The following is an 11,894-nucleotide window of genomic DNA, read 5'->3' on the forward strand; positions in this document are numbered from 1 at the left end:
CTAGTGACAATAGCGGAGAGGACACACCCGTTCCCATCCCGAACACGGAAGTTAAGCTCTCCAGCGCCGATGGTACTTGGGCAGGAAGCCCTGGGAGAGTAGGTCGTCGCTAGGCGAATGTGTCATTGGGGAGTCGCCAAGCGGTAAGGCAACGGACTTTGACTCCGTCATGCGTAGGTTCGATCCCTACCTCCCCAGCCACATTTGGACACGCAGGACTCATTTCCACATCTTGCAAACGCTGTGCATGAAAAGCTGCAGCCATCCATCCGGCGCCATAGCCAAGTGGTAAGGCAGAGGTCTGCAAAACCTTTATTCCCCGGTTCGAATCCGGGTGGCGCCTCCAGATACATTCATTACGGCCAATTGAAAAATCTTACTATTATAAGTCGGAATCGGATGCATTGCCGAAACAGATAAGGGGAGAGTACAATTCTCCGCGTTGCTTCGGTGTGCCGGCCGATATCCGTAGGTGAACTGAGACGGCACGCGAAAGCGTGCTTTTTTGATAGCGTCAGATCTAGGACACAGATTGATCTCAGGGGCACGCGGAAACGCGGGCGAATTGGCTGGCGAAAAAAGAAAGCTACAGCAGCCGCAGCTTCCCGTTCTCCGCTTATGCGGCAGGCATTTTGCGAAAAAATTCGGACCGGCTGCTCAACCGCTGTTCCGTGCATTTTTTTCCTGTGCGGTAGCATCTTAAAAAGGAGTTGACCGGACGGTCGCTCCTTTTTCGATGGGAGGGAGCGAAGCGGCAGGATTTTTTCCAAAAAGCCTATCGAAATTGACAAGAAAATCATCTATAATACAGATGTATACCATTAAATGAAACGTTGTTTCAGTAGATGAAACTATTGGGGTCCCATGAAGAACCGGGGGCGGCTGCATGGGACGACCGGTTCGTCTGCTGCATCAGTGAGGAGGTTGTTGCCGTGGCAAACCAAGACAAATTCTCAGCGCGTCGCACGTTGCAAGTGGGCGACAAAACGTATACCTACTATTCCTTGCCGGCGCTTGAGGAAAGCAAACTGGGGCCGGTCTCGAAACTGCCGTTTTCCATGAAGGTTCTGCTGGAGGCGGCTGTGCGCCAATTTGACGGCGTCGCCATCACCGAGGACCACGTTAAGAAAATCGCCAACTGGACGGAAGAACGCGATCTCAACCAGGAAATCCCATTCAAAATGGCGAGGATCGTGCTGCAAGACTTCACCGGCGTGCCGGCTGTCGTCGACCTGGCGGCGATGCGCGCTGCGATGGAGCGGATGGGAAAAGATCCGAAGAAAATCAATCCGCTGGTGCCGGTCGACCTGGTGATCGACCACTCGGTGATGGTCGACTTCTTCGGCAGCAAAGATTCGCTCGATCAAAATATGAAACTGGAATTTGAACGAAACCAGGAGCGCTACCGTTTCCTGCGCTGGGCGCAAACGGCCTTCAACAATTTCCGCGCCGTGCCGCCGGCTACCGGGATCGTACACCAGGTGAACCTGGAATATCTGGCGTCGGTTGCGATGACCAGCGAAGGGGATGGCGAAACGATCGTGTTTCCGGATTCGCTCGTCGGAACCGACTCGCATACGACAATGATCAATGGTCTCGGCGTCGTAGGCTGGGGGGTTGGCGGTATCGAAGCGGAAGCCGGCATGCTGGGGCAGCCTCTCTATTTTGTCACACCTGAAGTCGTCGGGTTTAAACTGACCGGAACGTTGGCGGAAGGAGCAACCGCGACCGACCTCGCGCTGACTGTCACCAACATCTTGCGCAAAAAAGGCGTGGTCGGCAAATTCGTCGAGTTCTTCGGACCTGGCGTAAGCAAAATGAGCCTGGCGGACCGGGCGACTGTCGCCAACATGGCGCCGGAATACGGAGCGACGATGGGCTTCTTCCCGGTTGACCAAGAAACGCTCAACTACCTCCGTTTGACGGGCCGCAACGAAGAACAGGTGGCGCTGGTGGAAGCCTACTACAAAGCGCAGGGCATGTTCCGCACGGACGACATGCCAGAGCCGGTCTATTCCGATGTGGTGGAACTCGATCTGTCGTCCGTCGTGCCGTCGCTGGCAGGTCCGCGCCGTCCGCAAGATCGGATCGAACTGTCGGCGATGAAGGAAGGGTTCAATTCGGCGATCCGCACGCCGATCGACAAAGGGGGGTTTGGCCTGTCGGATGAAGAAATCAAGAAAGAGGTCAAAGTCGAGCATCCGAACGGCAAAACATCCACCCTGCGCAACGGGTCTGTGGTGATCACGGCGATCACGAGCTGCACCAACACATCGAACCCGAGCGTCTTGATTGCGGCTGGCCTGCTCGCGAAAAAAGCGGTGGAAAAAGGCCTGACCAAACCAGCTTACGTGAAAACCAGCCTGACGCCCGGTTCCCGCGTTGTGACCGACTACCTGATCGAAGCGGGACTGATGGATTCGCTGGAAGCGCTCGGCTTCCATGTAGCCGGTTACGGTTGTGCGACCTGTATCGGGAACTCCGGTCCACTGCCGGAGGAAGTCGCCAATGCGATTTCCGAAAACGACCTGACGGTGGCAGCCGTTCTGTCTGGAAACCGGAACTTCGAAGGACGGATTCATCCGCTTGTGAAAGCGAACTATCTGGCATCGCCGCCGCTTGTCGTGGCATACGCGCTGGCGGGAACGGTCGACATCGACCTGACGAGCGAGCCGATCGGCTACGGCAAGGACAACGAACCGGTCTACCTGAGGGACATCTGGCCGTCTTCGGAAGAAATCAAGGAAGCGATCAACAAAGCGGTGCGACCCGATTTGTTCCGCAAGCGGTATGAAAATGTGTTTACCGGCAACGAAGTCTGGAACCAAATCGATGCGCCGACCGGAACGCTCTACAACTGGGACGAAAAATCGACTTACATCCAGGAACCGCCGTTCTTCAAGGATCTCAGCGAAGAACTCAAGGCAATCGAAGAGATTAAAGGCGCACGAACGTTGCTGCTGTTGGGCGACTCGGTGACCACCGACCATATCTCACCGGCGGGCAGCATTAAACCGGACAGCCCGGCAGGCCGTTATCTGCAAGAGCACGGAGTGGCACCGGCCGACTTCAACTCGTACGGTTCCCGCCGCGGCAACCACGAAGTGATGATGCGCGGAACGTTCGCCAACATCCGGATCCGCAACCAGGTGGTGCCGGGTACGGAAGGCGGCGTAACCAAATACTTCCCGACTGAGGAAATCATGTCGGTGTACGATGCATCGATGCGGTACCAAGAGCAAAACATTCCGCTGGTGGTGATCGCCGGCAAGGAGTACGGCACCGGCAGCTCCCGCGACTGGGCGGCAAAAGGCACCTACTTGCTGGGCGTGAAAGCGGTCATCGCGGAAAGCTTCGAGCGGATTCACCGCAGCAACCTGGTGGGCATGGGCGTACTGCCGCTGCAGTTCACCGAAGGGGTGAGCTGGAAGTCGCTCGGCATCACGGGTGAGGAAACGTTTGACATCCTCGGCCTGAATGACAAGATCCAGCCGGGGCAACAGGTGAAAGTCCGCGCTACCCGCCCGGATGGAAGTTCGTTTGAGTTCGACGCGATCGTCCGCCTGGACAGCATCGTCGACATCGATTATTACCGGAACGGCGGCATTCTGCAAAAAGTCCTGCGTGAGCTGGCGAAATGACATTTTTGTAAAAAATTCCCTCCCGATAGGGCGGGAATTTTTTTTGCGGATCGTAGTTTCGTGATTTAAAGCGGTTATGCGTTTATGCACATATTTGAAACACTTTTTCAAATGAAATTATAATTAGGGTGATTGGTTGAATTTCGATTTGTTGATGAATTCGTGTGAACCGCTCCGGTTTCACGGACGCCCACCGGCGGGACCGGGCGAAATGGCTACGGTCGGCGGGAGGGACTTGCAACCGCTCGCCGCTGGTGGCAACAGTATTTTGAAAGCGATTTCATAAATTTGGCTGAGCGTGAGGAAGCCGGTCATTCTGCAGGGAAGGCACGTTTTGGTGCTCAGCCGGCGCGAGGGTTGACTGACAAGCGCGCACGACGTAGGCAATGGTTTGTTCAACCGATCTGTTATTCCTGCAGGGGAGCGTGGGAACATGTTAATCGAGAAAGATGTGGTGCGGTCGTTCACCGGTATCGAGGAGGGTGCGACGGCGCCGGAAGTGGCGGACATGACGAAACTGTATCAAGTGTTGACGCCGGAGGGGGAACTGGCGGAGGACATCAGCGGGCGAATCACGCCGGATCTGATGATCGACATGTACAAAAAAATGGTGTTGGTGCGGACGTTTGACCGCAAGTGCATCATCTTGCAGCGGCAAGGCAGGTTGGGGACCTACGCCCCGTTTGAAGGACAGGAAGCTGCGCAAGTGGGAAGCGCGATGGCCTTGCGGGCAGGCGACTGGATGTTTCCGACCTACCGCGATCACGCGGCTGCTATTGTGCACGGGCACTCGCTTGTCCGAGTGTTTTTGTACTGGATGGGGCACTCGGATGCCTCCGTTTGTCCGGAGGACAAACGGATCCTGCCGCAGTGTGTGCCGATTGCCACGCAGATGCTGCATGCGATGGGGGCAGCCTGGGCAAGCAAGCTGAAAGGTGAGCAAACGGTCAGTATCGCCTATCTCGGCGATGGTGCCACTTCCGAAGGGGATTTTCACGAGGCGCTGAATTTTGCCGGCGTCTTCCGCGCGCCTGTCCTCTTTTTCTGTCAAAATAACGGGTATGCGATCAGCGTTCCGTTTTCCCGGCAATCGGCTTCGCGGACGATCGCCCAACGGGCGGCCGCGTATGACATTCACGGAGTCCGCGTCGACGGCAACGATGTTTTTGCGGTTTGGCTGACGGTGCAAGACGCCGTCCAGCGGGCGCGGGTGGGAGGCGGTCCGGCGTTGATCGAGGCGGTCACGTTCCGTTACGGGGCCCACACCACCGCTGACGATCCGAAAAAATACCGCGACCAGGAAGTGCTCGCACAGGAGTGGCGCCGCCGCGATCCGGTTGACCGGTTGCGCCGGTTTTTGGAAAAGCAGGGGCTGTGGAACGACGAACAGGAAGCGGCATGGCAACGGCAGGTTGGGGAGACGATCGAATCCGCGCTGGCGGAGGCGGAAGCCTTCCCAAAACCGCAGCCGGCTGACATGTTTGCGCATGTATATGCCGAGATGCCGTGGCACATTCGCGAGCAACAGCAGGAGCTGCAGCGAGTTTTGAACGAGGGTGGGATGCAAGCGTGAGCAGGAAATTGACGATGCTGCAAGCGATCAGGGAAGCGATGGACCAGAAGCTGACCGACGATCCCCGCGTGATGCTACTGGGCGAGGATATCGGTGTCAACGGCGGGGTGTTCCGGGCGACCGAAGGGTTAATCGAAAAATACGGTGCGGAACGGGTGGTTGACACGCCGCTGGCAGAGTCGGGCATTGTGGGGACGGCGATCGGGTTGGCGTTGAACGGGATGATTCCGGTCGTGGAAATCCAATTTTTGGCTTTTATCTATCCGGGATTTGAGCAGGTGGTGTCGCATGCGGCCCGCATGCGGTACCGGACGCGCGGCCAGTTCTCGGTTCCGATGGTCATCCGCACTCCGTACGGCGCCGGGATCCGGGGGCCGGAACTGCATTCCGAGAGCGTCGAGACTTTTTTTGCCCATACGCCCGGGTTGAAAGTGGTGGTGCCTGCCACTCCCTATGATGCAAAAGGGCTGCTGATCTCCGCGATCGAAGATCCGGATCCGGTGGTGTTTCTGGAACCGACCAAAATTTACCGGGCATTCAGTGAAGAGGTGCCGGAGGAGATGTACCGGGTGCCGATCGGCAAGGCGCGAGTGGTGCAGGAGGGAAGCGACCTGTCGATTTTCGCCTGGGGGGCGATGCTCCGTGTGGCGATGAAAGCGGCCGCTGACATCGAACGGGAAAAAGGCTGGTCCTGCGAAGTGATCGACCTGCGCACGCTGTATCCGCTCGACCGGGATTGCATCATCGGTTCCGTGAAAAAAACAGGCCGCGCGTTGATCGTCCACGAAGCGCACAAAACGGCCGGGATGGCGGCGGAAATCATCGCGTTGATCAATGACGAAGCGTTGCTCTATCTGAAGGCGCCGATCAGGCGGATCACCGGGTTCGACGTGCCGGTGCCGCAATTCTCGCTGGAAGATGACTACCTCCCGACGGAGGCGCGCGTCAAACTTGGAATCACGGAAACGATTTTGTTCTAGCGGGCGAAGCTGCAGACGATTGGCACAGGGAGGATCGGAAGATGGTCGAATTCAAGCTGGCCGATATTGGGGAAGGTATGCACGAAGGGGAGATCACCCGCTGGCTGGTGAAAGAGGGTGACCGGGTGGAACGGGACCAGCCGGTGGTGGAAGTGCAGACAGACAAAGTGAACGCCGAGTTGGCTTCGCCCGTAACGGGAACGATCCGCAAGATTTTGCATGCGGAAGGTGAGACGGTCGAGGTGGGTTCGACGCTGTTCATCATCGAGCCGGAATCGGAGGGGGCGGCTGTGGCGGTCCGTCCCGTTATCGAGCAGCCGGCCGGGTCGGCTGTGGCAGCGGGCCAGACAGCCGCCGGGCGGGAAGTTGCCGAGCTGGAGGCCGCGCCTCGTGCGGCCATGGCGGTACAGAGGGAGAGGCGGGTGCTGGCGACACCCCATGTGCGCCGCTTGGCAAGAGAAATGCAGATCGACATTGAACAGGTGCCAGGAACCGGACCGGTGGGCCGGGTGACGGAGGAGGATCTGCGCCGGTTTGTGCAGGCGCTGCAAAGCGGTGTGCAAAGCGGACGCAAAGCGGACGTGGGGCACGTGGGGCACGTGGGGCACGTGGGGCACCAGGGTGAAACGGATGCCGGCAGCGGCCGGGGAACAGCGACCAGCGGCGAAGCGAGCCGGCAGTCGGAGCAAACCGCAGGCCACGCGGTGCCGCCTGTCGCGACAGGCGGGCGCATGGCGGAAGAGCCGGAAGAGCGCATCCCGCTCCGCGGCATCCGCAAGAAAATCGCGGAGCATATGGTCAAATCGGTATCGATCATTCCGCATGTGACGCATGTCGATGAGGTCGAAATGGACGCGCTGATCGCGCTGCGCGACAGGTTGAAAGTATATGCGGAAGAGCGGCAGATCAGGCTGACGTTCCTGCCGTTTTTCATCAAGGCGCTGGTTATTGCACTGAAGGAGTTCGCGATGCTGAACGCTTCGATTGACGATGCAAGCGGCGAAATCGTCCTGAAACGCTACTATCACATCGGGATTGCCACCGACACGGAGGACGGCCTGATCGTTCCGGTGATCAAACATGCGGATCGCAAGACGATTTTTCAACTTGCGGAAGAGATCAGCCAACTGGCGGCCTTGGCGCGGCAAGGCAAGCTGAAGCTTGAACAGATTACCGGCGGTACGTTTACGATCAGCAACGTGGGACCGATCGGCGGGCTGTATGCAACCCCGATCATCAACCATCCGGAAGCGGCGATTTTGGGACTGCACAAGATGGAACCCAGGATGGTGGTTCGCGACGGACAAGGGGTGATCCGGACGATGATGCACATATCGTTGTCGTTTGACCACCGGTTGATCGACGGAGCCACTGCCGTCCGCTTCACCAACCGCATCAAGGAGTTGCTGGAAAATCCGGATCGGCTGTTCCTGGAAATGGCTTAGTATGGCCGCTTTTCCGCGGTCTGCCGTCTCTGTCGGGAAGGGTCCGGCGGTAGACGCGGACTGTCGCGATCGATGGAGGCATTGTGGATGGTACTCACCGCCGTTGAGAAACCACTGTGAATGGTACCCTCTGTCGTGTACGAGCAGGACGGGGCGACCCGCCACTTGATTCGCAGATTGAAAATTTAGTACGATGATCCTGGTTGGAACAGTTTGCCGGCGTAAAGCGAATTGGCGCGCGCCGGTCGAACCGTGAGACGGCGAAAAAAGTGAGGGGGATCGAGATGAGCGGGTTTCGCGCAGTCGTGGTGGACAAGACAGAGGATTCGTTTTCCGTGGGTGTGAAGGAACTCACCCCGGCCGATTTGCCGGCGGGGGACGTGACCATTCGGGTGGCCTATTCGAGTCTCAATTACAAGGACGGGCTTGCCTGCATTCCGAACGGCAAGATTGTGAAGACGTACCCATTTGTTCCGGGGATTGACCTGTCCGGCACGGTGGTGGAATCTCGCGATCCGCGGTTCCGCGAGGGAGACGAGGTGATCGTCACCGGTTACGAGTTGGGGGTGTCCCATTTTGGCGGATTCAGCGAATACGCCCGGGTGCCGGCCGACTGGGTGGTACCGCTGCCGCAGGGCCTGACGTTGAAAGAAGCGATGGCGATCGGCACCGCCGGATTCACGGCCGCCTTGTCGATCCAGCGGTTGGAGGAAAATGGGGTGCATCCCGGCCGGGGACCGGTCATTGTGACGGGAGCCACCGGCGGTGTAGGTAGCACCGCGGTCGCCATGCTGGCGAAGCTCGGCTATCATGTGGTGGCTAGCACCGGAAAAGCCGCGGAACACGACTATCTGCGTCAGCTTGGGGCAAAGGAAATCCTCGGCCGCGACGAGGTGACCGACACGAGCCGTCCGTTGCAAAAGGAGCGCTGGGCCGGTGCGGTCGATCCGGTGGGCGGTAAGACGCTTGCGTATCTGCTCTGCACCATCAAATACGGCGGATCGGTCGCAGTCAGCGGACTGACCGGCGGTTCAGAGGTGGTGACCACGGTGTTTCCGTTTATCCTGCGCGGCGTCAACTTGCTCGGGATCGATTCGGTGTATTGCCCGATGGACGTCCGGGTCAAATTATGGGAGCGCTTGGCGAGCGATTTAAAACCGCCACGTTTGCTTGACAGCATCGGACGCGAGATTACGCTCGACCAACTGCCGGCCGCCGCTGCCTCGATCCTGAATGGCGAGGTGCGCGGGCGCACAATTGTGCGGCTGCAGGATGCCTGATCGCAGTGAGTCACCTGCCAATATGCGTTACGCTCAGCAGAAACCATGGCAAAAGCTGTGGTTTCTTTTTTTTGGCGCTGTTTTTTTGCAGTTTGCAGATTTGTATTAATACAGATATTTACTTTTTCATACTGTTATAATACAATATCTGCAATAAGAACATTCAGATAACAGGAGGCGGTTCGGATGTCGATGGCGGAATTTTACGGATGGACGCACCAACCCTTGAACGGCGGTCAGGTGACGGCGCAATGCACATCGTGCGGAGCGGAATTAAACGATCAGCGGGAAGCGGTGATGTACGAATGTGAACGCTGCATGAATTCCCATGCCGAGTAATGCGTGCCGTATCCACGGTTACAACAGGTACAGCGCGAGCGGACGAAGGGGAGGAATCTGCCGGGAGGGCGGCTTCCACCCCTATTTTTTGGCTCACGGATGATCAACTCGGCGTTGCCCCGCGCATGGAAGCGCTAGTGCCGAACACACGCCGCACTTGGGTACCCATCAAAGTATTCGGAATCAGCTACATGGATCTTGTCACTTTGCGCCCATAGGGCACAAATCTCGCCGGGGCGCTGAAAGCGCCAGGCCTCACTTTGGTGGGAGGTTGTGGCGGCTGTTATGTTCGGCCCCGCACGGATGCGGGTCCCCGGCAAAGTACCAAGCAGGTGCGGAATCACAGCGTTATCTGTGTGGAATTTTTATCTAACCGTTGTCGGAAATGACTGATAAGTCTATTGACGAAAGCGAGTCGGGTAATATACTATTTTCAGTAACAACGTTAAAATAACGTTATATAGAAATTCCGTTATATTCTTTTGTCGACGAGATGGCAACGACTGATCCGGATGAAGCAAAGGGAGGAGACAAACATGGTAAAGTTGGTGGCGATTTACCGGAAACCGGAGAACATGGAGGAATTCGACCGGCATTACAATGAAGTGCATGCACCGCTTGCGGCCAAAATGCCCGGACTGCTGAAGCTGGAGGTGAGCAAAGTCTACGGGACTCCCATGGGCGAAAGCGACCTGCACCTGATCGCCGAGATGTATTTTGAAACGAAGGAAGCGTTGGCCAATGCGCTGTCTTCCCCGGAGGGACGAGCCGCAGGCAAAGATTTGATGGGGTTTGCCGGTAAACTCGTATCGATGCATTTTGCTGAAGTGTTGTAGGTGATCGGTTTGATTCACTTCCGGAATGAAGAGGCGCGGCCAGATGATTCGACAGTTCACGAGCGGTATTACGAACAGATCTGCGAGAAACTGAAGCAGGATCCATTTGGACGGTTGTTGGGCATCCGTTTGCTCGAGGTTGGCGAAGGTACCGCCACCGCCGAATTGGATGTGACGTATGACATGTTGAACGCGCACGGTACGACGCATGGCGGTGTGATTTTTTCCCTCGCCGATTTTGTGTTTGCGGTGGCGTCCAATTCGTACGGCAAGACGTCGGTCGCCCTGTCGATGAATATCGGTTATCTCGCGGCCAGCTCTGCAGGAACCCGGCTGCGGGCGACGGCGGTAGAGGAAAACAGAACACCCCGCACGGCGTGGTACCGCATCCGGGTGGAGAACGAACACGGCACGGTCGCGCTGCTGGATGCGCTGGCGTATCGCAAGAACCACTATTTTGTCCCGGTTGAACCGCACAAATGACAGCGCTTACAAACATGCGACTGACTGGGGGGCAACACAGCTTATGAAAAGTACGGGTGGCAGCGTGATGAGGTACGAAACGAAAAACCGGTTCAACAATTATTTGGGAATTGAGATTCAGCGGATCGATGAGAACGGTTGCACTGCAACCTTAAATATCCGTCCGGAATTTTACAACAGCATCGAGGGAGTCGTGCACGGCGGCGTTACCAGCACACTGGCCGATGTGGCGATGGGACACGGAGCTGCCCCGCATATCGACGGGGTTCAGCAGTGTGTGACGGTGGAAAGCAAAATCAACTACCTCGCCCCGGCAAAGGGGGATCTGCTGATCGCCGAGTCGCGGGTGTTGAAACGCGGCGCCAAGCTGATTGTGATGGAAGCTCGCGTCACGACGGGCGACGGGCAACTGGTGGCGATCGCTTTGGGGACGTACGCCCGCGCAAATCCCAAGCAATAGACTGCCGCAATGGATGCCGGGCACTGGAGGCGAGGGGGAAAGAAATGGAACGGGAGACTGTCTTGTTGGAACGATGGGGGCATATCGGAGTCATCCGGCTGAACCGGCCGGATGAGTTGAACGCGTTGGATTATCCGACTCTCGTGCGGCTGGGCGAAGTGATCGAGGAGCTGCAGCAGGACATCAAGCAAACCCGGGTGGTGCTCGTAACAGCCGCCGGCAAGGCGTTTTGCGCGGGCGCCGATCTGAAGGAGCGGAGAACGCTCAATGAGCAGCAGGTGCGCCGCAACGTGCGCAAGATCCGGGACGTGTTCTGTGCTTTGGAGCGGTTGCCGCAACCGACCATTGCGGCGATCAACGGCTACGCGTTCGGTGGCGGATTTGAGCTGGCGCTCGCATGCGATTTCCGCTTTGCGGTGCGGGAAGCCAAAATGGGCCTGACGGAGGTCAGCCTCGGCATCATTCCGGGAGCGGGCGGCACCCAGCGGCTTCCCCGCCTGATCGGTCCCTCGAAAGCGAAGGAACTGATTTTGACAGCGCGCAAAATTACGGCGGAGCAGGCTGCCGACTACGGGATCCTGAACGGGCTGGCGAATGATGCGGAGCAGTTGCGGGAGATGAGTTTCTCGCTGGCGGAGGAAATTATCGGAAACGCTCCGCTCGCCGTGTACCAGGCGAAATATGCGATCGACCGCGGGTACGGTACCGATTTGCAGAGCGGCCTGGATCTGGAAGCGAACGCGTACGAAGTGATCATTCCGACACGGGACCGGCGGGAAGCGTTGGAAGCGTTTCGCGAGAAAAGAAAACCGGTGTTTCTCGGGGAGTAACAGTTACGCAAAAACGGGGGTCTGGGA

At 57.6% G+C, this 11,894-nt stretch carries 10 protein-coding genes, 2 tRNA genes and 1 rRNA gene; all 13 read left to right on the top strand.

Annotation, left to right across the window (positions count from 1 at the left end; all coding sequences use genetic code 11):
- The 13 genes from rrf (at window position 1) to C230_RS0110400 (ending at window position 11,867) form a co-directional block, all read left to right on the top strand.
- Window positions 1–115: ribosomal RNA gene (gene rrf / locus C230_RS0110340) — 5S ribosomal RNA — on the top strand.
- Window positions 116–126: 11 nt separating this feature from the next.
- Window positions 127–201 (top strand) — tRNA-Gln (locus C230_RS0110345).
- Between the two features lie 70 nt (window positions 202–271).
- Window positions 272–346: transfer RNA gene (locus C230_RS0110350), tRNA-Cys, on the top strand.
- A 586-nt stretch (window positions 347–932) separates the two neighbouring features.
- A complete protein-coding gene (gene acnA, locus C230_RS0110355) occupies window positions 933–3,641 on the top strand; it encodes an aconitate hydratase AcnA (protein ID WP_018131966.1) in 2,709 nt (902 codons plus the stop codon).
- 508 nt (window positions 3,642–4,149) lie between these two features.
- On the top strand, window positions 4,150–5,214 hold the full coding sequence (gene pdhA, locus C230_RS0110360; RefSeq protein WP_026174255.1) for a pyruvate dehydrogenase (acetyl-transferring) E1 component subunit alpha: 1,065 nt from the start codon (window positions 4,150–4,152) through the stop codon (window positions 5,212–5,214).
- Window positions 5,211–6,194, top strand: a complete 984-nt coding sequence (locus tag C230_RS0110365; protein ID WP_018131968.1) for an alpha-ketoacid dehydrogenase subunit beta — start codon at window positions 5,211–5,213, stop codon at window positions 6,192–6,194. Before pdhA ends, C230_RS0110365 begins: the two co-directional genes overlap by 4 nt.
- Window positions 6,195–6,235: 41 nt before the next feature.
- Window positions 6,236–7,639: a dihydrolipoamide acetyltransferase family protein gene (locus C230_RS0110370; protein ID WP_018131969.1), complete on the top strand. Its 1,404-nt coding sequence runs from the start codon at window positions 6,236–6,238 to the stop codon at window positions 7,637–7,639.
- A gap of 284 nt (window positions 7,640–7,923) precedes the next feature.
- The gene (locus tag C230_RS0110375; protein ID WP_018131970.1) at window positions 7,924–8,919 is read left to right on the top strand and encodes an NADPH:quinone oxidoreductase family protein; all 996 of its coding nucleotides are present in this window, start codon (window positions 7,924–7,926) and stop codon (window positions 8,917–8,919) included.
- Between the two features lie 186 nt (window positions 8,920–9,105).
- Window positions 9,106–9,258, top strand: a complete 153-nt coding sequence (locus C230_RS22985) for a hypothetical protein (RefSeq protein ID WP_018131971.1) — start codon at window positions 9,106–9,108, stop codon at window positions 9,256–9,258.
- A 536-nt stretch (window positions 9,259–9,794) separates the two neighbouring features.
- Entirely contained in the window at window positions 9,795–10,094 is a 300-nt protein-coding gene (locus C230_RS0110385; RefSeq protein WP_018131972.1) for an EthD family reductase, read from the top strand.
- 9 nt (window positions 10,095–10,103) lie between these two features.
- The gene (locus tag C230_RS0110390) at window positions 10,104–10,577 is read left to right on the top strand and encodes a hotdog fold thioesterase (protein WP_026174256.1); all 474 of its coding nucleotides are present in this window, start codon (window positions 10,104–10,106) and stop codon (window positions 10,575–10,577) included.
- Between the two features lie 67 nt (window positions 10,578–10,644).
- Window positions 10,645–11,037, top strand: a complete 393-nt coding sequence (locus C230_RS0110395) for a PaaI family thioesterase (protein WP_026174257.1) — start codon at window positions 10,645–10,647, stop codon at window positions 11,035–11,037.
- Window positions 11,038–11,081: 44 nt separating this feature from the next.
- A complete protein-coding gene (locus C230_RS0110400) occupies window positions 11,082–11,867 on the top strand; it encodes an enoyl-CoA hydratase-related protein (protein WP_018131975.1) in 786 nt (261 codons plus the stop codon).
- Window positions 11,868–11,894 lie beyond the last annotated feature (27 nt).

Origin of the sequence: Effusibacillus pohliae DSM 22757, from assembly GCF_000376225.1 — a bacterium.
In the GTDB taxonomy this organism is placed as follows: domain Bacteria; phylum Bacillota; class Bacilli; order Tumebacillales; family Effusibacillaceae; genus Effusibacillus; species Effusibacillus pohliae.

Bases quoted from the DNA above. Each gene is read 5' to 3' on its own strand.
- pdhA (WP_026174255.1), top strand. From the start codon at position 4,150: ATGACGAAACTGTATCAAGTGTTGACGCCGGAGGGGGAACTGGCGGAG.
- C230_RS0110370 (WP_018131969.1), top strand. From the start codon at position 6,236: ATGGTCGAATTCAAGCTGGCCGATATTGGGGAAGGTATGCACGAAGGG.
- C230_RS0110375 (WP_018131970.1), top strand. From the start codon at position 7,924: ATGAGCGGGTTTCGCGCAGTCGTGGTGGACAAGACAGAGGATTCGTTT.
- C230_RS22985 (WP_018131971.1), top strand. From the start codon at position 9,106: ATGTCGATGGCGGAATTTTACGGATGGACGCACCAACCCTTGAACGGC.
- C230_RS0110385 (WP_018131972.1), top strand. From the start codon at position 9,795: ATGGTAAAGTTGGTGGCGATTTACCGGAAACCGGAGAACATGGAGGAA.
- C230_RS0110395 (WP_026174257.1), top strand. From the start codon at position 10,645: ATGAGGTACGAAACGAAAAACCGGTTCAACAATTATTTGGGAATTGAG.
- C230_RS0110400 (WP_018131975.1), top strand. From the start codon at position 11,082: ATGGAACGGGAGACTGTCTTGTTGGAACGATGGGGGCATATCGGAGTC.